18 protein-coding genes are annotated in these 20,183 nt (G+C 75.6%); 10 read left to right on the forward strand and 8 right to left on the reverse strand.

Features of this window, described 5'->3' with window-relative positions; genetic code table 11:
• Window positions 1-143 precede the first annotated feature (143 nt).
• From rpmI to J1M44_RS09505, 3 genes are all read left to right on the forward strand, one after another.
• Window positions 144-338 (forward strand): 50S ribosomal protein L35, encoded by a 195-nt coding sequence (gene rpmI, locus J1M44_RS09495; RefSeq protein ID WP_002853699.1) that lies wholly within the window; start codon window positions 144-146, stop codon window positions 336-338.
• A gap of 89 nt (window positions 339-427) precedes the next feature.
• Window positions 428-814 carry a 50S ribosomal protein L20 gene (gene rplT / locus J1M44_RS09500; RefSeq protein ID WP_002853696.1) on the forward strand — a complete coding sequence of 129 codons (387 nt, stop codon included), beginning with the start codon at window positions 428-430 and terminating at the stop codon, window positions 812-814.
• Window positions 815-950: 136 nt separating this feature from the next.
• Window positions 951-1,847, forward strand: coding sequence for a TrmH family RNA methyltransferase (locus J1M44_RS09505; protein ID WP_060775405.1), 897 nt, complete (start codon window positions 951-953; stop codon window positions 1,845-1,847).
• A gap of 112 nt (window positions 1,848-1,959) precedes the next feature.
• Here the strand turns inward: J1M44_RS09505 and J1M44_RS09510 are convergent, their stop codons facing one another.
• Together J1M44_RS09510 and J1M44_RS09515 are read right to left on the reverse strand one after the other, a co-directional pair.
• Window positions 1,960-2,232: a GlsB/YeaQ/YmgE family stress response membrane protein gene (locus J1M44_RS09510; RefSeq protein WP_002853694.1), complete on the reverse strand. Its 273-nt coding sequence runs from the start codon at window positions 2,230-2,232 to the stop codon at window positions 1,960-1,962.
• Between the two features lie 141 nt (window positions 2,233-2,373).
• On the reverse strand, window positions 2,374-3,696 hold the full coding sequence (locus J1M44_RS09515) for an MFS transporter (protein ID WP_049158431.1): 1,323 nt from the start codon (window positions 3,694-3,696) through the stop codon (window positions 2,374-2,376).
• A 56-nt stretch (window positions 3,697-3,752) separates the two neighbouring features.
• Between J1M44_RS09515 and J1M44_RS09520 the strand changes: the two genes are divergently transcribed.
• Window positions 3,753-4,265, forward strand: a complete 513-nt coding sequence (locus J1M44_RS09520; RefSeq protein WP_049158432.1) for a (deoxy)nucleoside triphosphate pyrophosphohydrolase — start codon at window positions 3,753-3,755, stop codon at window positions 4,263-4,265.
• A gap of 34 nt (window positions 4,266-4,299) precedes the next feature.
• On the opposite strand, the gene J1M44_RS09525 is transcribed toward J1M44_RS09520, so the two are convergent.
• Window positions 4,300-5,373 (reverse strand): Rv2578c family radical SAM protein, encoded by a 1,074-nt coding sequence (locus J1M44_RS09525; protein WP_060974026.1) that lies wholly within the window; start codon window positions 5,371-5,373, stop codon window positions 4,300-4,302.
• A 92-nt stretch (window positions 5,374-5,465) separates the two neighbouring features.
• Here J1M44_RS09525 and J1M44_RS09530 point away from each other — a divergent pair, with 92 nt between their 5' ends.
• The gene (locus J1M44_RS09530; protein ID WP_049158439.1) at window positions 5,466-6,128 is read left to right on the forward strand and encodes a pyroglutamyl-peptidase I family protein; all 663 of its coding nucleotides are present in this window, start codon (window positions 5,466-5,468) and stop codon (window positions 6,126-6,128) included.
• Window positions 6,129-6,170: 42 nt separating this feature from the next.
• Here J1M44_RS09530 and J1M44_RS09535 read toward each other — a convergent pair whose 3' ends face one another.
• Complete coding sequence (locus J1M44_RS09535) at window positions 6,171-6,620, reverse strand: hypothetical protein (RefSeq protein ID WP_049158434.1); 450 nt, start codon at window positions 6,618-6,620, stop codon at window positions 6,171-6,173.
• On the reverse strand, window positions 6,617-7,024 hold the full coding sequence (locus J1M44_RS09540) for a CHY zinc finger protein (RefSeq protein ID WP_049158435.1): 408 nt from the start codon (window positions 7,022-7,024) through the stop codon (window positions 6,617-6,619). Before J1M44_RS09540 ends, J1M44_RS09535 begins: the two co-directional genes overlap by 4 nt.
• 86 nt (window positions 7,025-7,110) lie before the next feature.
• Here J1M44_RS09540 and pheS point away from each other — a divergent pair, with 86 nt between their 5' ends.
• From pheS to J1M44_RS09555, 3 genes are read left to right on the forward strand one after another with little or no spacing between them, the layout of a single operon-like run.
• Window positions 7,111-8,193, forward strand: a complete 1,083-nt coding sequence (gene pheS / locus J1M44_RS09545; protein ID WP_012750956.1) for a phenylalanine--tRNA ligase subunit alpha — start codon at window positions 7,111-7,113, stop codon at window positions 8,191-8,193.
• A gap of 3 nt (window positions 8,194-8,196) precedes the next feature.
• Window positions 8,197-10,776: a phenylalanine--tRNA ligase subunit beta gene (pheT, locus tag J1M44_RS09550; protein ID WP_060973613.1), complete on the forward strand. Its 2,580-nt coding sequence runs from the start codon at window positions 8,197-8,199 to the stop codon at window positions 10,774-10,776.
• A gap of 2 nt (window positions 10,777-10,778) precedes the next feature.
• Window positions 10,779-11,399 (forward strand): 4'-phosphopantetheinyl transferase family protein, encoded by a 621-nt coding sequence (locus J1M44_RS09555; RefSeq protein WP_060973612.1) that lies wholly within the window; start codon window positions 10,779-10,781, stop codon window positions 11,397-11,399.
• Between the two features lie 18 nt (window positions 11,400-11,417).
• Here the strand turns inward: J1M44_RS09555 and J1M44_RS09560 are convergent, their stop codons facing one another.
• Genes J1M44_RS09560 through J1M44_RS09570 form a run of 3 tightly spaced genes read right to left on the reverse strand, consistent with a single transcriptional unit; the run spans window position 11,418 to window position 17,874 of the window.
• A complete protein-coding gene (locus J1M44_RS09560; protein ID WP_206480891.1) occupies window positions 11,418-12,758 on the reverse strand; it encodes a M1 family metallopeptidase in 1,341 nt (446 codons plus the stop codon).
• On the reverse strand, window positions 12,755-16,816 hold the full coding sequence (locus J1M44_RS09565; protein WP_241252994.1) for a Pls/PosA family non-ribosomal peptide synthetase: 4,062 nt from the start codon (window positions 16,814-16,816) through the stop codon (window positions 12,755-12,757). The genes J1M44_RS09560 and J1M44_RS09565 overlap by 4 nt, the downstream gene beginning before the upstream one ends.
• 56 nt (window positions 16,817-16,872) lie before the next feature.
• Complete coding sequence (locus tag J1M44_RS09570) at window positions 16,873-17,874, reverse strand: quinone oxidoreductase family protein (protein ID WP_002853672.1); 1,002 nt, start codon at window positions 17,872-17,874, stop codon at window positions 16,873-16,875.
• 102 nt (window positions 17,875-17,976) lie between these two features.
• On the opposite strand from J1M44_RS09570, the gene argC reads away from it, so the two are divergent.
• Together argC and argJ are read left to right on the forward strand one after the other, a co-directional pair.
• A complete protein-coding gene (gene argC, locus J1M44_RS09575) occupies window positions 17,977-19,017 on the forward strand; it encodes an N-acetyl-gamma-glutamyl-phosphate reductase (protein WP_002853670.1) in 1,041 nt (346 codons plus the stop codon).
• Window positions 19,014-20,174 carry a bifunctional glutamate N-acetyltransferase/amino-acid acetyltransferase ArgJ gene (argJ, locus tag J1M44_RS09580; protein WP_002853669.1) on the forward strand — a complete coding sequence of 387 codons (1,161 nt, stop codon included), beginning with the start codon at window positions 19,014-19,016 and terminating at the stop codon, window positions 20,172-20,174. The genes argC and argJ overlap by 4 nt, the downstream gene beginning before the upstream one ends.
• Window positions 20,175-20,183: the final 9 nt, after the last annotated feature.

The following is a 20,183-nucleotide window of genomic DNA, read 5'->3' on the forward strand; positions in this document are numbered from 1 at the left end:
CCCCGCGGCGGTGCCCCCAAGCCCGGTCCTCGGGCCTGACCCCCCGGGGTCGCCACAGACCAGCCCGGTCCGCACGGACCGGGGTGACCAGCACTGCCGTGCGCGCCGCGCACGGCAGCGATGAGTGAAGGAGAACGGCAGCCATGCCGAAGATGAAGACCCACAGCGGTGCCAAGAAGCGCTTCCGCGTGACCGGCTCCGGCAAGATCATGCGCCAGCAGGCGAACCGCCGCCACTACCTGGAGCACAAGTCCTCGCGCCTGACCCGCCGTCTCAAGGGCGACCAGCTCGTCTCCAAGGGCAGCATCAAGCAGATCAAGCGGATGCTCGGCATCTGACACCCCCTCCGGCCTCGCCGGAACCCCTTCCTCCTCGGCCGTGACGCGCCAGTGCGCGCCCCGGGGACCACACAGATTGGAGTACGCACGTGGCACGTGTGAAGCGGGCAGTGAACGCCCACAAGAAGCGTCGGACCATGCTGGAGCGCGCCTCCGGCTACCGCGGCCAGCGGTCTCGCCTGTACCGCAAGGCGAAGGAGCAGATGCTCCACTCGTTCACCTACAACTACCAGCACCGCCATAAGCGCAAGGGTGACTTCCGTCGCCTGTGGATCACCCGCATCAACGCGGCCGCCCGCGCCAACGGCATGACCTACAACCGCTTCATGCAGGGTCTCAAGCTGGCCGGTGTCGAGGTGGACCGCCGCATGCTGGCCGAGATCGCCGTCTCCGACGCCGCGACCTTCGCCGTGCTGGTGAAGACCGCCCGCGAGGCGCTGCCCGCGGACGTGAACGCCCCCGCCGCCTCCCGCTGAGCCGGCTCCGGGGCCCTGAGGGCCCCACCACCACGCCCCAGGCGTGAGCACCACCGCCGACGGGGCGGGTCCTCCACCGAGGCCCGCCCCGTCGGCGTCTGCGCACCCGCAGCCGAGCCCCGACCAGAAAGACCCCATGACCCCGCACGCCGAGCCGATGACCCATCCCCGCGCCGAGCGCGTGCGCGCGGTGGCAGCCCTGGCGGGCCGTTCCGCCCGACGCCGGACGGGCACGTTCCTCGTCGAGGGGCCGCAGGCCTGCCGCGAGGCGTTGCGCGCCCACCTGGGGGAGGGGCCGGCGGCCGCCGCGGGGCAGTGGCGTGCGGGGCAGGTGCTGGCCCAGGTGTACGTGTCCGTCGGTCTCGTGGACCGGGACCCCGCGCTGGCCGAGCTCGTGGCGCGCGTCCGAGACCGCCCGACGCCGGGTGGTGAGCGGGTCCTGGTGCGCGAGGCCAGCGACGAGGTGCTCACCGCCATGGCCGACGCCGTGACGGGGCAGGACATCGTCGCCGTGGCGCGGATGCCGCAGCCGCAGACCGTCGAAGCGGTCCTCGAGGAGGCGCGCCTGGCCGCCGTGCTGTGCCGCGTGCAGGACCCGGGGAACGCCGGCACGGTCATCCGGGCCGCGGACGCGGCCGGGGCGGACGCGGTGGTCCTCACGCCGGGCTCCGTCGACCCGTTCAACCCCAAGGTGGTCCGGTCCACCGCAGGGTCGCTGTTCCACCTGCCCGTGGTCACCGCCGTCCCCGCAGAGGCGGCCGCGGCCGCAGCCCGGGCCGCAGGCCTGCAGGTGTGGGCCGCCGACGGCTACGGCGCGGACCGGCTCGACGCCCTCGCCCCCGGCCTGGTCGCCGCGCCGACCGCGTGGCTGTTCGGCAACGAGGCCCAGGGCCTGGACGACGGCGAGCTCGCGTTGGCGGACCGCCGGGTGGCGGTGCCGCTGTACGGGGCCGCGGAGTCCCTGAATGTGGGGACCGCCGCCACGGTGTGCCTGTACTCGTCCGCGATGGCGGGGGCACGGCGCGCCGGCTGACGGGGCGTGCGAGGCGGCGCCAGCCGTCCGGACACGCAGAAGGGGCGGGGATCCGAGTGGATCCCCGCCCCTTCTGCGTGTTCCCGGGTGGAACCCGGGCCGCTCAGCTCACTCAGGCACGGGTGCCGGTGCGGCGAGCGGTGATCGCCTGCCAGATGAAGGCCACGATGACGCCGCCGATGATCGCGAAGATCCAGGTGGCGAGGTCGAAGAACGAGTCGTTGGTGCTGAAGCCCATCAGGCGACCGATCCAGCCGCCGAGGAGGGCGCCGAGGATGCCGGTGATCAGGGCGCCCAGCCAGCCGGAGCCCTGGCGGCCCGGGAGGATGAGGCGGGCGATGGCGCCCGCGATGAGGCCGAGAACGATCCAAGCAATGAAGCCCATGATGATGATTCCTTTCAGGTTGCGAATCTGACGTACGAGAAGGAACGTAGCAAGGGGCTTTCAAGGGGGCCACCTCTGGCGCCCCGGTTTTTTCGGGATTCTCCGCCGTCACGAGGTTCGCCCCGGCCTGGTTCGGGACGTTCAGCGGGGCGAGCCGCCGTCGTCAGCCCGGACGCCGGGTGGGGCCGCGACGTCGCGGCGCACGAGGAGGAACGCCAGCACCAGACCCGCCAGGGCGATGCCCGCACCGACCAGCGGCGGGGTCCGCAGCGACGCACCGGCCCCGATCGCGGCCGCCCCGACCCACGCGCCCATCGCGTTGGCCATGTTCAGCGCGGAGTGGTTGAGCGAACCGGCCAGCTGCGGTGCGGTGGGCGCGGAGTCCACGAGCAGCACCTGCAGGGACGGGGCGATCCCGGAGCCGCTGACGGCCACGCAGAAGAGGAACACGATCATCACCGGCGCCCACGGGGCCGTCAACGCGACGGCGGCCAGCGAGACCGCGCTGAGCCCGAAGCTCAGGCGCAGGGTGCCCACCGGGTCCCGGTCCGTGAGGGCGCCGCTGACGAGCGTGCCGATCACCATGCCGACGCCGTAGAGGGCCAGCACGGCGGGGACCCACCGTTCCTCGAGGCCCGCGACCTCCGTCAGCAGCGGCGCGATGTAGGTGTAGAGCGCGAACATGCCGGCGAAGCCGATCACGCCCACGGCCACCGTCGCCCACAGGCGGCCGGAGGCCAGACCGCGCAGCTCGCGGCCGACCGAGGCGCCCGCGGGGGCCGGCACGGACGGGACGAGCCACGCGGTCGCCCCGACGCACAGGGCCGCGCAGACCGCCACGATGACGAACATCCAGCGCCAGCCGACGGCCTGCCCGAGCGCCGTCGCGCCCGGCACGCCCAGCACGTTGGCCACGGACAGCCCCGCCATCACCCACGCCACGGCCTGGCCGCGGCGGGCGGGCCCGGCGAGGTCCGCCGCGGCCAGGGCGGCCGCGGAGAAGTAGGCGCCGTGGGGCAGGCCCGACACGAACCGGGCCGCCATCATGCTCCCCATGTCCGGGGCGAGGAACGCGGCCACGTGCCCCACGACGAACAGCAGCATCAGCACGATGCTCGTGACCCGCCGGTCGACGCGGGCGAAGGACGCGGCCAGCAGGGGAGCGCCGATCACGACGCCCAGCGCGTACATGGAGATGAGCACGCCGCCGGCCTCGAGACCGACGCCGAGGTCGGCCACCGCCTGCGGCAGCAGGCCCATCATCGCGAACTCCGTGGTGCCGATCGCGAAGCTGCCCAGGGCCAGCGCGAGGATGGCCGGCAGCAGACGCACGCGCCGGCCGCCCAGCAGCGCGCCCGGGCCCGTCGGCACGGTCGGCGGGACGGACGGGTCCGGGCGCGTCGGACGCGGGGGACGGGGGGAACGGTCGTGGGCGCCGTCGGCGGCGGGAGTGGGGATGGGCACCGACCCAGCCTACGGACTCCGGTCTGCGGGGGCGGGGGCCTCGCTAGCCTGGGCTCATGACCTCCGCCACACCTGTTCGCCCCGCGCCCGCCGCCAGCCCGACGACGTCGCCCCGGGACGGGGCGCGACCGCGGCTGGTCGTGGGGCTCGCGCTGCTCGACGATGCGGCCGCGCCGACCCGCCTGCTGGCGGCCCGCCGCAGCGCGCCCGCCGCGCTGCGGGGACTCTGGGAGTTCCCCGGGGGCAAGGTCGAGCCGGGGGAGGGTGCCCAGGAGGCGCTGCTGCGGGAGTGTCGGGAGGAGCTCGGGGTCGCCGTGCGGCTCGGCCCCGAGGTGGCGGCGCCGGAGCCCGACGGGTGGGAGCTGGCCAACGGCGCCCGGATGCGGGTGTTCTGGGGCGTCCTGGCGGAGGAGGGGGCGACGCCCCGAGCCCTGCAGGACCACGACCTGCTGGCGTGGCTGCCGCTCGCCGGGCCGGGCGTGCAGCACCTGGACTGGATCCCGGCGGACCGGCCGATCGTGGCCGAGGTGCTCCGCGGCGCCGCCACGGCGTTCTCGGCGGGGCGCTGAGCCGGCACGCGGCCGGCCGCGCCCCGCGGACGGGTCAGAACAGCGCGGGCTGCGCCGCCGGAGCGGAGGGCCGGGACGTCGGGGTGCGCCGGGCCGGGGGACCGTCCTCGCGCCGGATGCCGTGCGCGCCGCCGCGGGCCAGGCCGTGCCGGGCGGCGGCCTCCCCGGCCACCCGGGTGAGCATGCGACGGTACGACTCGGGCGCGTAGGCGGACCGGGCGTACATCTGCTCGTAGCCGGCCAGCAGATCCGGGTGCTCGCGGCGGATCCAGTCCAGGTACCACTCCTTCGCGCCCGGCCGCAGGTGCAGGGCGCCCGGCATGACCCGCGCGGCTCCGGCGTCCGCCAGCGCACGCATGAGGGCATCGATCTCGCCGTCCCCGTCCGTGAGCCACGGCAGCAGAGGCATGGCCATGACGGTGACGTCCGCACCCGCGGCGGCGAGCCGCTCGATCAGGCGCAGGCGTGCGGTCGGCGAGGGCGTGCCCGGCTCGACCGCGGCGGCGATGGCGGGATCGAGCATCGCCAGGGACAGCGAGACCTGCACGGGCACCTGGCGCGAGGCCGCCTGCAGCAGGGGCACATCACGCGCGAGCAGGGTCCCCTTGGTCAGCACGGAGAACGGGGTGCCGGAATCCGCCAGGGCCCGGATGATCCCGGGCATCAGCGCGTAGCGGCCCTCGGCCCGCTGGTACGGGTCCGTGTTGGTCCCCAACGCCACCGCCTCGCGGCCCCACGTGGGGCGGGCGAGCTCGGCGCGCAGCACCTCGGCGACGTTGACCTTCACGACGATCTGCCGGTCGAAGTCGGCCCCGGCATCGAGCTCGAGGAAGGTGTGGGTGCTGCGGGCGTAGCAGTACCGGCAGGCGTGGGTGCAGCCGCGGTACGGGTTCACGGTCCAGCGGAACGGCATGGCCGAGGCGGACGGCACCGAGTTCAGTGCGGTCTTGGCGAGCACCTCATGGAAGGTGACGCCCGCGAACTCCGGGGTGGTGACACTCCGCTGCAGGTCCGAGAGCGGCAGCAGGGCGGCGGAGCCGGCCGGTGTGCCGGCCGTCGCCCGCTGGGCTCCGCCCTCGGACCGCAGGGTCTGCGCTTCCCATCGCATGGCCAGAAGTAGAACACATGTTCGAACGGACCCGCAAGCGTGTTCGAGTCCGGGCGTGGCGCGGGCGTTGAGACGCGCCTACCGTGGTCGCCATGACCTCCCGTGCACCCGCCCCGGCCGCCCGCGTCCTGCTCACGGGCTTCGAGCCCTTCGGCGGAGACGTCCACAATCCGTCGATCGCCGCCGCACGGGACGCCGTGGGCGTCCTGGCGGACCGGGGTGTGACGGCCGAGGCGGTCGAGCTGCCGTGCGCGTTCGGCGCGGCCGGGCCGGCCCTGACCGCGGCCCTCGATCGGGTCCGGCCGGAGGTGGCGATCGCCGTCGGGCTGGCCGGCGGGACGGCGGCCGTCCGGGTCGAGCGGGTGGCCGTGAACCTGCAGGACGCCCGGATCCCGGACAACGCGGGGGAGCAGCCCGTGGACCGGCCCGTGCGCGCCGACGGGCCCGCGGCCCTGTTCGCCACCCTGCCCGCCAAGCGTGCCGTCGCCGCGATCCGGGCGGCCGGCGTCGCCGCGGAGCCGTCCCTGTCCGCGGGCGCGTTCGTGTGCAACCACGTCATGTACTCGCTCCTCGACGCCCCCGGCACCGCCCGGGCCGCCGGCTTCATCCACGTGCCCTGGGACGCCGAGCACCGCCCGACGCCGGACACCCCGGCCCTGCCCGCGGCCGACCTGGCGCGCGCGGTGGCCGAGGCCGCCCTGACGGCGCTGGCCGGCGGCCCCGACCTCGACGTCCCCGGCGGCACCCTGCACTGACCCCGGACCCCGGGTCCGCGTCGGCGCGACCACCCGTGCCCGTCAGCGGCGGCGCCGCAGGCCGCGGACCACGGGCCGCTCGATGTAGCCGCCCAGGGCCAGGCCCGCGCGTCGTTCGAAGACGTTGCGCGACGCCGGATCCCCGGTCCGCCACGTCGACCACGCCGCCGCCAGCGCGTACGCCGGCAGGAAGGGCAGGCCCAGCAGGAGGGCGTACTGGTCCGCATGGCCGGCCTCGTGCCGCCACAGCGCGGGCGTCATGCGCAGGCCGGGGCGGGTGAACACGACGTCGCCGACCGTGAACGCGGCCCCGCCCGGGAACCGGTGCGTCCAGCCGCGGGCCTCGATCAGCCCGTGCGGTCCGGGCCGCAGCGCGCAGCCGGCGACGACGGCGCCCACCAGCCCCAGCGGCGTCGCCAGGTTCAGCAGGTTCCACAGCCCGCGCGCCCGCACGTGCACCGGAGGCGTCGGCCGGGAGGGGGCCGCGGTCATGGCTGTGCCGCGGGAGCGGCGTCACCGGCGGGGGACCCGGACGCGGAGACGTCGAAGTAGAGCGGGGCATGGGCGGCGCAGCCCGGGTTGAACGGCGCCCCGCAGGCCGGGCACGCGGGATCGGCGGTGGCCTCGAGGGCGAGGTAGGCGGTCACGCTCAGCTCGGTGCGGCACACCCCGCACAGCACGTGCGGCCGGTCGAAGTCGCCGGCCGGCACCGGCACGGCCGGGTGGTCGGCGAGCTCCGCGTGGCAGCGGTGGCAGGACCAGTACGCGGGGCAGCAGGCGAAGCGCAGGGCGACGACGTCCCGCGCCGTGGCGTAATGGGCGCAGCGGGTCTGCGCGTCCAGGCCCACGCCCCGCAGCAGCGGGTCGGTGCCGTCGAGGGAGTCCGGGGCGGTCATGCGCCTCAGCCTAGGCCGAGCGGACCCGGGGCGGACACTAGACTGACGGGCGTCCCACCGTCCCCCATGCGAAGGTCGTTGCCCTGATGACACCCAGCCCCGAGACCGGCGCGGAGCCCACCGCGCCCGTGGCGGAGATCTCCCCCGTGGACGCGGAGGCGGTGGAGGCCGCCGTGCAGGCCGCACTCGCCGCGTACGAGGCCGCGGCCGACCTCGATGAGCTCAAGGCCGCCCGCCTGGCCCACACCGGCGACCGGGCCCCCCTGACTCTCGCGAACAAGGCGATCGGCGCTCTGCCCAAGGAGCGCAAGGCGGAGGCCGGCAAGCTCATGGGCGCCGCTCGCGGCCGCCTGGGCAAGGCCCTGGCCGCCCGCACCGAGGTGCTCGAGGCGGAGCAGGCCGCGCGGATCCTGCGCGAGGAGACGGTGGACGTGACCACCGCGGTCCGTCGCCGCCGCGTCGGCGCCCGTCACCCGCTCTCGCTGACGATGGACCGCGTCTCGGAGATCTTCGTCGGCATGGGCTGGGAGATCGCGGAGGGCCCCGAACTCGAGTCCGAGTGGTTCAACTTCGACTCCCTCAACTTCGCGCCGGACCATCCGGCCCGCGAGATGCAGGACACCTTCTTCGTGGCCCCGGCCGAGGCCCACCTGCTGCTGCGCACCCACACCTCCCCGGTGCAGATGCGCTCCCTGCTCGAGCGGGGCGCCCCCACCTACGTGCTGTGCCCGGGCCGCACGTTCCGCACGGACGAGCTGGACGCCACGCACACCCCGGTGTTCCACCAGTTCGAGGGCCTGGCCGTGGACAAGGGCCTGACCATGGCCCACCTGCGCGGCACCCTCGAGTACTTCGCCCGCCAGATGTTCGGGGCCGAGGCGGCCATCCGCCTGCGCCCGAACTTCTTCCCGTTCACCGAGCCCAGCGCCGAGCTGGACATCTGGCACCCCGGCGCCAAGGGCGGGCCCCGCTGGATCGAGTGGGGCGGCTGCGGCATGGTGCACCCGAACGTGCTGCGCGCCGCGGGCCTGGACCCGGAGGAGTACTCCGGGTTCGCGTTCGGCATGGGCGTGGAGCGCACGCTCATGTTCCGCAACGAGGTCCCGGACATGCACGACATGATCGAGGGCGACGTCCGCTTCTCCCAGCACTTCGGAATGGAGGTCTGATCCATGCGCATCCCCCTGGACTGGCTGCGGGAGTTCGTCCCCGTGCCCGCGGAGCACCGTGCCGAGGACGTGATGGCCGACCTCGTCCGCGTCGGCCTCGAGGAGGAGGACGTCCACCGTCCGGCCGCCGAGCTGCAGGGCCCGATCGTCGTCGGGCAGGTGCTCTCCAAGGAGCCCGAGCCGCAGAAGAACGGCAAGACCATCAACTGGTGCTCCGTGCGCGTGGTGCCCGAGGGCGCCGCCCAGCCGCTCACCGGCGAGGGGATCGAGCCCTCCGGCGTGCAGGGCATCGTGTGCGGCGCCCACAACTTCGAGGTCGGGGACAAGGTCGTCGTGGCCCTGCCCGGCGCGGTGCTGCCCGGCGACTTCCGCATCAGCCCCCGCAAGACCTACGGGCACGTCTCGGCCGGCATGATCGCCTCCAGCACGGAGCTGGGCATGGGCGACGACGGCACGGACGGGATCATCGTGCTCGGCGACCTCGGGCTCGACCCCGAGCCGGGCACCGACGCCCGGGACGTCCTGGACCTGCACGGCGAGGCCGCCGAGATCAACGTGACGCCCGACCGCGGCTACGCGTTCTCGATGCGCGGCGTCGCGCGCGAGTACGCGCACGCCACCGGCGTGCCCTTCACGGACCCGGCCGCGGCGATCCACCCGCCCGCGGCCGACGACGCCGGCCCGGCCGTCCGCATCGACGACGACGCGCCGATCCACGGCGAGCCCGGCGCCACCCGCTTCGTGGCCCGCACGGTCTCCGGCGTGGACGCGACCCGTCCGACCCCACCGTGGCTCGCCGCGCGCCTGCGCCTGGCCGGCATCCGCACCATCTCCCTGCCGGTGGACATCTCCAACTACGTGATGTGGGAGCTGGGCCAGCCCCTGCACTTCTACGACGCGGACACGCTCTCCGGCGAGATCGTGGTGCGCCGCGCGCGGGCCGGAGAGACCCTGACCACCCTCGACGGCAAGGAGCGCGAGCTCGACGCGGAGGACCTGCTCATCACGGACGACTCCGGCCCCATCGGCCTGGCGGGCGTCATGGGCGGGGCCGCCACCGAGGTCACCGACGCCACCACCACGATCGTGGTCGAGTCCGCGAACTTCGACCCGGTGTCGATCGCGCGGACGCGGCGCCGGCACCGCCTGCCCTCGGAGGCGTCGAAGCGCAACGAGCGCGGCGTCGACTGGGAGATCGCCGACGAGGCGGCCGAGCGGGCCGTCCAGCTGCTCGTCGAGCTCGCCGGCGGCACCGCCGAGCCCGGGGTCACCGACGTCGGGACGCGGCCGCAGCCGGCCGTCGTCGAGATGGCCGCCGACTTCCCCTCCGCCCTGGTGGGCGTGGCGTACACGACCGACGAGGTCGTGGAGACGCTGCGCGCCCTGGGTGCCGAGGTGACCGTCGCCGAGGCCACCGACGACGCCGCCCCGCGGCTGACCGTGACCGCCCCGTCGTGGCGCACGGACCTGCGCATCCCCGAGGACCTCGCCGAGGAGGTCGCGCGCCTGCGCGGCTACGACGAGATCCCCTCCGTGGTGCCCGTGGCCCCGCCGGGCCGCGGCTTCACCCGCCGCCAGGCCCAGCGTCGCCGCGTGTCGGCCGCGCTCGCGGCCGCGGGTCTCACCGAGGTGCTGGCCTACCCGTTCGTCTCCGAGGAGCAGAACCGGCGTTTCGGGGCGGACTCGGACGCGCAGGGCCAGGCCCTGGCGATGGTGGCCCTGGCCAATCCGATCGCCTCCCAGTACCGGCACCTGCGCCTGTCGCTGCTGCCGGGCCTCGTCGAGACCGCGCGCCGCAACCTCAGCCGCGGCTTCCGCGATCTGGCGCTGTACGAGATGGGGCTGGTCTTCCTGCCCGGCGCGCAGCTGGGCTCGGCGACGATCCCCCCGCGCGCGGTCCACCCCTCCGCCGAGGTCCTCGCCGACCTCGAGGCCGGCATCCCCGCCCAGCCGTGGCATGTGGCCGGTCTGTACGCCGGGCACGACTCGGCGCCCGGACCGGACCACGACCCCCGCCCGGTGGACTGGCAGGACGCGGTCGCCGGGGCCCTCGACGTGGCCGACGTCCTCGGCGTCGAGCTGGCCGTCCGGCAGGGCCGGCACCACGCGTTCCACCCGGGCCGGGTGGCCGAGCTCGTCGTCGTGACCGAGCACGGGGACCAGGTGGTGGGCGTCGCCGGCGAGCTGCACCCGCAGTGGCTCGAGGCCGAGGACCTGCCCGCCCGCACGAGCGTGTGGGAGCTGGACCTGGACGCGCTGTGCGCCGCGGCCCCCGAGATCGTGGTGGCCGCACCGCTGTCCACGTTCCCCGTGAGCACGCAGGACGTGGCGCTCGTGGTGGACGAGGCCGTCGTGGCCGGGGACGTGCGCGCGACCCTCGCCGAGGGCGCCGGGGAGCTGCTCGAGGCCGTCGAGCTGTTCGACGTCTACCGGGGCGCGGGAGTGCCGGAGGGGCGGAAGTCCCTCGCGTTCTCCCTGCGCTTCCGCGCCCCTGACCGCACGCTCACCGCGGAGGAGGTCTCCGAGGCCCGCGCTGCGGCCACCGCGCTCGCGGCGCAGCGGCACGGGGCGGTCCAGCGCTGACCGTGTCCGTCGCGACCGGCCCGTGGGGCCTGACATCGGCCGTCCCCGCCTCGGCGGGGGCGGCCGACGCCGTCTCCGCGCTGCTCAGTCAGGTGCGCACCGCCCTGACGGCGGCCTGGGGCGTGCCGGTGGGGCCGCTCGGGCTCCGGCACGCCTGCCCGCGCTGCGGCTCGGCCGCGCACGGCGTCCCCGCGCTGACCGGCCTGCCCCCCGGCCGGGTCGCCCTCGTCTCGTTCACACGCGTCCGGATGCCCGGCACTGAGGACCGGGCTCGGATCGGGGCGTGGTGGGCGCCGGCACGGCCCGCCGACGGGTTCGGCGTCGGGGTGGACGTCGAGCGGGCGGACGCCGCGGCCTTCGCGGACGAGGACGGCCTGGGCGGGGTGGGCTTCTCGACGGCGGAGCGCGCCCGGGTGCGGGAGCTTCCCGCCCCCGAGAGGCCCGCCGCGCGGGCCCGGCTGTGGACGCGCAAGGAGGCGCTCGTGAAGGCCGCCGGCACCGGCTTCACGGGCGACCCCGCCGCCGTCGACGCGCTATCCGTGCCGGCCGACGTCGTGCTGGTGGATCTCACCGACCGGCTGCCGGGCGGTCTCGTCGGCACGCTGGCGCGGCGGGGCCGCTGAGTCGACCGCGCGGCCGCCTCAGCCCGGGAACGGCGGCAGGGCGGGCCGCAGCGTCCACGCGTCGAAGAGCTCGTCCACCTGCGCTCGGCTCACCCCGGCGTGCGGGGCCCACGCGTGCACGTGCGTGCGCAGCCCCAGGGAGTCGACGGTGCCGAACCGGTGCTCCCGCACCCAGGCGCGCAGCATGGAGCCGAAGAGGTCCGTGCCGAGCAGCTGCCGCAGCGCCTCCACGGTGAGCGCGCCGCGCTTGTACACCCAGTCCTCGAACATCTCCTCCGGCCCGGGCTCGGCCAGCGCCTGGTCCACCGGGTGCGCGGCCAGCTTCTGCCAGGCCCGCCGCGCCATCGAGGTGATGCTCGACCGCCCCGAGGCCTCGGCCCACAGCCACTCGGACCAGCAGGCGAAGCCCTCGTGCAGCCACAGGTCGGACCAGCGGCCCAGGGTCACCGCGTTGCCGAACCACTGGTGGGACATCTCGTGGGCGATCAGCCGCTCGGACTCCCACGAGCCGTCCAGGTGGTTGGTGCCGAACAGCGACATGCCCGCGGCCTCGAGGGGGATCTCGAGCTCCTCGTCGGCCACGACCGCGGTGTAGTCCTCGAACGGGTACGGCCCGTAGGCGTCGATGAACGTGGCCATCATGGCCGGCTGGGGGGCGAGGGCCCGGCGGGCCCGCTGCTCGGTCCGCGGGGAGACCACGAGGCGCAGCGGCGGCAGCCCCTCGGCGGGAGGGGCGGCGTCCACGAGCCGGTAGCGGCCGATCTGCACGCTGAGCAGGTAGGCGGGCACGGGCTGGTCGAGCCGCCACCGCCACGTGACCCGCGAGCCGCGTGTGCGCACGGGTGCGCCCACGCCGTTGGCGACGGGCAGGTAGCCCGCATCGCAGGTGAGGGTGATCTCGGCCGTCGAGCGTGAGGTGGGGGAGTCCACGCACGGCAGCCACGTGGAGGCGCCGTGGGGCTGCCCGGCCACGAGCACGCCGTCCGTGAGCTCCTCCCAGCCGATGGTGCCCCACGGGCTGCGCCGCAGCGTGGGCGTGCCCGCGTAGACCACCGTCAGCTCCACGAGCGTGCCCTCCGGCCGGCTCTCGCCCAGGTCGACGACGAGGCGGCTCGGGGCGCGGCCCGGCTGGGTGAACGAGGAGGCGATGGCGCGGCCGTCGACGACGGCGTCCACCCGGGACACGCGCAGCCGGTGCAGGTCCAGCTCGATGCGGCGGCTCTGCTTCGTCAGGCGCACGCGCAGGACGGCGGTGCCGGAGACCCGGTTCGCGGCCAGGCGCACGTCGAGGTCCAGCGCGATGTGCTCGACGGTGGCGGCGTCGGTGCCGACGCCCGGGACGTAGGGATCGGTGCTCATGCTTCCTCTCGGGAGGGGGTGGCCGCGGCGGCGGGGTCGCCGTCGGGACGACGCCACGGGGAGACCGGGTTGCCGAGCCACCACGTGCCGGCGGGCAGCTCCTCGCCGCGCATCACGAGGGACCCGGCGCCGACGGTGGTGCCGCGGCCCAGGCGGGCGGCGGGCAGCACCACGGAGTGGGGGCCGAGGGTGGCGCCGTCCTCCAGGACGACGGCGTCCAGGGACATCACGCGGTCGTGGAACAGGTGGGTCTGGACGACGCAGCCGCGGTTCACGGTGGCGCCGTCGCCGAGCTCCACGAGGTCGGCCTCGGGCAGCCAGTAGGACTCGACCCAGGCGCCGTGGCCGATGCGGGCGCCCATCGCGCGCAGGAACCAGACCAGGGCGGGGGTGCCGGCCGCGGCTCGGCTGAACCACGGGGCGGCGAGGAACTCGGTGAAGGTGTCCGCGACCTCGTTGCGCCAGATGAACGAGGACCACAGCGGGTGCTCGCCCGCGCGGATCCGGCCGACGAAGACCCGCTTGGCGAGCACGGTCAGGCCCGCCGCGACCGCGCCGGCCGCGAGCAGGACGACGCCGCCCAGGATGAAGGCCAGCGCCCACGTGCCGACCGCGATGAGGGCGGCCAGCGCCGCGCCGACGGCGAGGGACAGGGCCACGTGCAGCCACACCGGGATCGCGCGCAGCAGCTCCCAGGCGGTGCGGGCGGCCTTGAGCCGGGCCGGCGGGTCGTAGGTGAGGGAGGCGTCCGCGGTGACCTCGTTGCGGCGCAGGCGCACGGGCGGGGAGCCCATCCAGGACGTGCCCGCCTTGGTCTTGGCCGGGGTGGTGGACAGCACCGCCACGAGCGAGTCGCGGCGCAGGGTGCGGCCGCCGGGCACCATGCCGGAGTTGCCCACGAACGAGCGCTTGCCGACCTTCGCGGGGGCTACGTGCATCCACCCGCCGTCGAGGGAGTAGGAGGAGACCATCGTGTCGTCGGCGAGGAACGCGCCGTCGCCCACGCGGGTCATGCACGGCAGGAGCACCACGGTGGAGGCCTCGACGCCGCGGCCCACCTCGGCGCCCAGCAGGCGCAGCCACGTCGGCGTGAAGCGGGAGGCGTAGATCGGGAAGAGCTGGTCGCGGGCGGCGTCGAGGACGCGCTCGGTGGCCCACACCTGCCAGCCGACCCGGGAGCGCACGGGGTGGTGCCCCTCCGTGATGCCGAGCGCGAGCAGGCGCACGGTGACGAGCACGAGCAGCATCTGGGTCAGGAACCACACGCCGGCCACCAGGGGGCTCGCGGCCAGCAGCCGCGCCGCGGTGGTCCCGACGGCGGCCAGCGGCCCCGCCTCCGGGGCCGGCGGCCACCAGGTCAGCGACCACGCGGCCACCGCGGCCGCCGCGGCGGCGGAGACGAGCGGGAGGAGGGAGATGAGGGTCGAGAGGACGGTCGCCATCAGGCGCCAGCCCCGGGTCTCCCGCGGCGCCTCGGCGGGGCCGCGGGACTTCACCTTGCCCACCTTGACGGCGGGGGAGCCGGCGTGGCGCTGGCCGCCGCGCACCCGCCCGGCGACGGTGGACCCGGCCTCGACGTGCGCCCCGGAGCCGACCTGGGCGCCCGGCAGGAGCGTGGAGCGGGCGCCCACGACGGCGTCCGCGCCGATGCGCACCTCGCCGAGCCGGACGACGTCGCCGTCGACCCAGTAGCCGGACAGGTCCACCTCGGGCTCGATCGCGGCGCCCTCCTCGACCGTGAGCATGCCGGTGACCGGTGGCACGGTGTGCATGTCCACGTCCTTGCCGATCCGGTTGCCCAGCAGTCGCGCGTAGGCGGGCACCCACGTGGCGCCGGCCAGCGAGTAGGGGTCCACGAGGTCGCTGATCTGCTGGGCGAGCCACAGGCGCAGGTGGACGCGGCCGCCGCGCGGGTAGGACCCGGGGCTCACGCCGCGCAGCAGCAGCCGGGCGATCGCGGCGGTGAGCAGCATGCGGCCGGGCACGGTGACCACCAGCAGGCCGGCCACGATCAGCACCCACCACGGCACGGTGGGCAGCCCGGGCGCCAGCCCGGAGAGCGTCAGCAGGTTCAGGGCCAGGCCGGTCCACACGCCCAGGCGCAGGGCGGGCAGGACGAAGACCGGCAGCCCCACGAGGGTCTGGACCCACTGGGTGCGGTGACGGGTGCGGTCGACGTGCCGGTCGTGCACCTCGATGCCGCGGGGGCCGTCCTCGCCCACGACGGCGGCCACGAGGGCCCCGGCGGTGGGGTTGCGGTAGACGTCCTGGACGGTCACGGCCGGGTGGCGCAGGCGCAGGCGGGCCACGAGCTGGGCCGCGGCGAGCGAGCCGCCGCCGGCCTCGAAGAAGTCCGTGTCGGCGTCCTGGGGGGGCGCGCCGAGCACGTCCGCCCACTGGCGCAGCACCCAGCCGTCGGCGGTGTCCTCGTCCGGCTGGGGTGCGTCCTCGTCCACCTCGGCGCCGGGCAGGGGCCACGGCAGCGCATGGCGGTCCACCTTGCCGGAGGTCTTCGTGGGCAGGGAGTCCACGACGGCCAGTCGGGGCACGAGGGCGGCCGGCAGCTCCGCCGCGAGGTGCTCGCGGGCCATGTGCAGGTCGAGCTCGGCCTCGGGGTCCGCGGGCACGAGGTAGCCGACGAGGATCTGGTGGCCCGCCGGGGTGGTCTGCACGGCCGCGGCGCCGCCGTGGACGCCGGGCAGGGCCTGGAGGGCCGCATCCACTTCGCCGAGCTCGATGCGGCGGCCGCCGAGCTTGACCTGGTCGTCGGCGCGGCCGACGAACAGCAGGCCCTCCGGCTCGAAGACCACGAGGTCGCCGGAGCGGTAGGCGCGCTCCCAGCCGAGGGAGGGCATGGGGGCGTACTTCTCGGCGTCCTTGGCCGGGTCGAGGTAGCGGGCCAGGCCGACGCCGCCGATGATCAGCTCGCCCGTCTCACCCTCGGCCACGGGCAGCGTGGTCTGCGGGTCGACGACGGCCAGGTCCCAGCCGTCCAGGGGCAGGCCGATGCGGACCGGGCCGAGACCGGTGAGCGGGGCCGCGCACGCGACGACGGTGGCCTCCGTGGGGCCGTAGGTGTTCCAGACCTCGCGGCCGTCCTCCGCCAGGCGCGCGGCGAGCTCGGGCGGGCAGGCCTCGCCGCCGAAGATCAGCAGCCGGACGTTGTCCATGGCCTCGGTGGGCCACATCGCGGCGAGGGTCGGCACGGTGGACACGGCGGTGATGCGCCGCTCGGCGAGCCACGGGCCGAGGTCCATGCCGGAGCGCACGAGCGAGCGGGGGGCCGGGACCAGGCACGCACCGTGTCGCCAGGCGAGCCACATCTCCTCGCACGAGGCGTCGAACGCGACGGACAGTCCCGCCAGCACGCGGTCCCCCGGGGCGAGCGGATCGTCCGCCAGGAAGATCCGTGCCTCGGCGTCCACGAAGGCCGCGGCCGAGCGGTGGCTCACCGCCACGCCCTTGGGGGTGCCCGTCGAGCCCGAGGTGAAGATGATCCACGCGTCGTCCTCGAGCCCGGGGGTGCGGGCCTCGGCGGCCGGGTCCACGGTGTGCTCGGGGTGCGGGGCGTAGACCCGCTCGTCGGTGAGGACGCCGGCCACCTTCGCCTCGCCGAACACGAGACGGGCGCGCTCCTCGGGATCGTCCGCATCCACGGGGACGTAGGCCGCGCCGGCGGCGAGCACGCCGAGGATCGAGACGTACAGCGCGGCCGTGCCCGAGGCGATCCGGACGCCGACCCGGTCTCCCGCCCGCACGCCGGCGGTCCACAGGTGGCGGGCGGTCTCGTCGACGCGCTCCCGCAGCTCCGCGTACGTCAGCGGCTCGACGCCGTCGTCCAGGGCGGTCGCGTCCGGGTGCTCGCGCGCCGTGGCGTCGAAGACCTCGACGAGCGTCCGGGCGGGCGGGGTGCGCTCGGAGCCGGGCAGCTGCGCCCGATGCGGCGCGGCCGTGGGGTCGAGGGGGGGTGGGCGCGGCGGGAGAAAGGGACACGGGGCCTCCGGAGGATCTGAGCGGCGAACCGAGGGTCGGACGAGGACCAGGCCGCAGCGGGACATTCTATGCCTCACCCGTGGTCGCGTGGGGCGCCTGGACGGCACCGGGCGGGTCCGGCTCAGGACAGGGTGAGCACCACCTTGCCCGTCGTCGACCGGGACTCGAGGGCGGCGTGCGCGGCGGCCGCGTCCGCCAGGGGGAAGCGCTCGCCGATCCGGACGTCGAGCTCGCCGGAGGCCCACGCCCCGAACACCTCTCCACCACGCCAGCGGGTCTCCTCGCCCGTGCGCGTGTAGTGCACCAGCGAGGGCCGGGTGACGTACAGCGCGCCGGCCGCGTTGAGCCGCTGCAGGTCGAAGGGGGGCACCTGCCCGGAGGCCCCGCCGAAGAGCACGAGCGTGCCGCGCACGCGCAGCACCTCGAGCGAGGTGTCGAAGGTGTCCTTCCCCACGCCGTCGTACACGGCGTGCGCGCCCTCGCCGTCGGTCAGCTCCGCCACCGTGGCGGCGAGGTCCGGATAGTCCACCGCGGCGACGGCGCCCGCGCCCCGGGACAGCTCCCGCTTCTCCTCCGTGGACGCCGTGGTGACCACGCGGGCGCCGCGGGCCGTCGCGAGCTGGGTGAGCAGGAGCCCCACTCCGCCGGCACCGGCCGTCACGACCACCGTGTGGCCCTCCTCCACCGGGAAGGTGGACCGGCAGAGGTAGTGGGCCGTCATGCCCTGCAGCGGAAGGGCGGCGGCCTCGGCCAGGTCGATGCCCTCCGGGACGGTGAGGAGACGATCCGCGGGGGCGGTGAAGTGCTCGGCGTACGCACCGGTGGCCGTCGCGGTGGCGACACGGGCCCCCAGGAGCGCGGCGTCCACGCCCTCGCCGAGCGCGACGACCTCGCCGGAGCCCTCGGTGCCGGGGGTGAAGGGCAGGTCCATCGTGTAGACCCCGGAGCGCTGGTACGTCTCGATGAAGTTCAGGCCCGCCGCGGCGGTGCGCACCAGCACGTGCCCCGGCGCGGGGGAGGGCACCTCCGTCTCGGTCCACTGCAGGACCTCGGGGCCGCCCGTGGCGGACACGACGACGGCGTGGTGGGTGCGGGGGACGGCGGGGGTGTTCGCAGTGGTCATGGCCCCACTCTAGGAGCGGGCCGGGCCATCCGGCCCGGCCCGGGGGACCCGAAGCGCCGCATAGATATTCGGTGCAGCGCATATCTGCGCTAGCATGAAGCCATGACCCACACCGTCGCCGTCTCCGGAGCCAGCGGCTACGCCGGGGGGGAGGCCCTGCGCCTGCTCGCCGGCCACCCGTCCGTCACCGTCGGAGCCATCACGGCCCACTCGAACGCGGGGGAGCGCCTCGGCGCTCTCCAGCCGCACCTGCACGCCCTGGCGGACCGCGTCCTCGCCGAGACCACCGCGGAGGTCCTCGCCGGCCACGACGTCGTGATCCTCGCGCTGCCCCACGGGGCCTCCGGGGCGCTCGCGGCCGAGATCGCCGAGCGATCCCCGGACACCCTGGTGATCGACGCGGGCGCCGACCACCGCCTCGAGTCCGCCGCAGACTGGGAGGCCTTCTACGGCACCGCGCACGCCGGGACCTGGCCCTACGGCCTGCCCGAGCTGCCCGGTCAGCGCGAGCGACTCGCCGGCACCCGCCGCATCGCCGTCCCCGGGTGCTACCCGACCACCTCGATCCTCGCCCTCGCGCCCGGCTTCGCCGCGGGGCTGCTCGAGCCGCAGGACGTGGTGATCGTCGCCGCCTCGGGCACCTCCGGGGCGGGCAAGGCGCTCAAGCCGCACCTGCTCGGCGCCGAGGTCCTGGGCGGGATGAGCCCGTACGGCGTCGGTGGCGGGCACCGGCACACCCCGGAGATCGAGCAGGGCCTGGCCCAGGCGGCCGGCGAGCCGGTCCGCGTCTCCTTCACGCCCACGCTCGCGCCGATGTCGCGCGGCATCCTCGCGACGGCCACGGCGCGGCTGCGCCCCGGCGTCGCCGCCGCGGACGTGCGCGCCGCATGGGCCGCGGCCTACGGCGGCGAACGCTTCGTGCACCTGCTGCCCGAGGGGCAGTGGCCCACGACGAAGGCGGTCCTCGGCTCCAACCATGTGCAGCTGCAGCTCGCCGTGGATGAGCGGGCCGGCCGCGTGATCGTCTGCGCGGTGCTCGACAACCTCACCAAGGGCACGGCCGGCGGCGCCGTGCAGTCCATGAACATCGCCCTGGGCCTGCCGGAGCAGGCGGGGCTCGAGCAGCAGGGGGTCGCGCCGTGAGCGTCACCGCAGCACAGGGGTTCCGGGCGGCCGGTGTCACCGCGGGGCTGAAGGCCTCGGGCACGCCCGACGTCGCCGTCGTCGTCAACCAGGGCCCGCGTGACGCGGCGGCCGCCGTCCTCACCGAGAACCGGGTGGCGGCCGCCCCTGTGGTCTGGACCCGCCGCGCCGTGCGGGACGGCCGCGCGACCGCGGTCGTCCTGAACTCCGGCGGGGCCAACGCGGCCACCGGCGCCGAGGGCCTCGAGGACGCCCGTCGCACCGCCGAGCACGCGGCCGCCGCCCTCGGGACCGCCGCCGACGACGTGCTCGTCTGCTCGACCGGCCTCATCGGCGAGCGCCTGCCGATGGACACGCTCACCGCGGGCGTGTCCGAGGCGGTCGCCGCCCTGAGTGCGGACGGCGGTGAGGACGCCGCCGTCGCGATCAAGACCACGGACACCGTGGCCAAGACCGCCGTCGCCCGCGGCGAGGGCTTCACCGTGGGCGGCATGGCCAAGGGGGCGGGCATGCTGGCACCCGGCATGGCCACCATGCTCAGCGTCATCACCACGGACGCCGACGTCCCCGCCCCCGCCCTCGACGCGGCCCTGCGCGAGGCCGTGCGCGCCACCTTCAACCGGGTCGACTCGGACGGGTGCATGTCCACCAATGACACCGTGATCCTGCTGGCCTCGGGCGCGTCCGGGACGGCGCCCGAGCCCGCGGCGTTCGCCGCGGCCCTCCACGAGGTCTGCGCGGACCTGTCCCGCCAGCTCGTCGCCGACGCCGAGGGCGCCCGGCACGACATCGCCGTGCGCGTGGTCCACGCCGAGACCGAGGAGGCGGCCGAGGCCGTCGCGCGCGCCGTCGGCCGCTCCAACCTGTTCAAGACCGCGATCTTCGGCCAGGACCCGAACTGGGGACGCGTGATCGCCGCCGTCGGCACGGTCCCGGAGTCGGTCGCCGCCTTCGACCCGTACGCCCTCGACGTGCGCTTCAACGGCGTCCAGGTGTGCCGCGCCTCCGGTGTGGGGGAGGACCGCTCCCGCGTGGACCTCTCGGCCCGCGAGGTGCTCGTCGAGGTCGACCTGCACGCCGGCGACGCCGAGGCCACGGTCTGGACCAACGACCTGACGCACGACTACGTCCACGAGAACTCCGCCTATTCCACGTGAGGACCCCCA

It is taken from the genome of Micrococcus sp. KRD128 (assembly GCF_017168395.1).
GTDB classification, from domain to species: Bacteria; Actinomycetota; Actinomycetes; order Actinomycetales; family Micrococcaceae; genus Micrococcus; species Micrococcus luteus.

Coding starts and splice junctions, on each gene's coding strand:
- J1M44_RS09530 (WP_049158439.1), top strand. CDS start 5,466: ATGACCTCCCGTGCACCCGCCCCGGCCGCCCGCGTCCTGCTCACGGGC.
- J1M44_RS09560 (WP_206480891.1), bottom strand. CDS start 12,758: ATGAGCACCGATCCCTACGTCCCGGGCGTCGGCACCGACGCCGCCACC.
- pheT (WP_060973613.1), top strand. CDS start 8,197: ATGCGCATCCCCCTGGACTGGCTGCGGGAGTTCGTCCCCGTGCCCGCG.
- J1M44_RS09510 (WP_002853694.1), bottom strand. CDS start 2,232: ATGGGCTTCATTGCTTGGATCGTTCTCGGCCTCATCGCGGGCGCCATC.
- argC (WP_002853670.1), top strand. CDS start 17,977: ATGACCCACACCGTCGCCGTCTCCGGAGCCAGCGGCTACGCCGGGGGG.
- J1M44_RS09565 (WP_241252994.1), bottom strand. CDS start 16,816: ATGTCCCGCTGCGGCCTGGTCCTCGTCCGACCCTCGGTTCGCCGCTCA.
- J1M44_RS09570 (WP_002853672.1), bottom strand. CDS start 17,874: ATGACCACTGCGAACACCCCCGCCGTCCCCCGCACCCACCACGCCGTC.
- J1M44_RS09505 (WP_060775405.1), top strand. CDS start 951: ATGACCCCGCACGCCGAGCCGATGACCCATCCCCGCGCCGAGCGCGTG.
- J1M44_RS09525 (WP_060974026.1), bottom strand. CDS start 5,373: ATGCGATGGGAAGCGCAGACCCTGCGGTCCGAGGGCGGAGCCCAGCGG.
- pheS (WP_012750956.1), top strand. CDS start 7,111: ATGACACCCAGCCCCGAGACCGGCGCGGAGCCCACCGCGCCCGTGGCG.
- J1M44_RS09520 (WP_049158432.1), top strand. CDS start 3,753: ATGACCTCCGCCACACCTGTTCGCCCCGCGCCCGCCGCCAGCCCGACG.
- rpmI (WP_002853699.1), top strand. CDS start 144: ATGCCGAAGATGAAGACCCACAGCGGTGCCAAGAAGCGCTTCCGCGTG.
- J1M44_RS09535 (WP_049158434.1), bottom strand. CDS start 6,620: ATGACCGCGGCCCCCTCCCGGCCGACGCCTCCGGTGCACGTGCGGGCG.
- J1M44_RS09540 (WP_049158435.1), bottom strand. CDS start 7,024: ATGACCGCCCCGGACTCCCTCGACGGCACCGACCCGCTGCTGCGGGGC.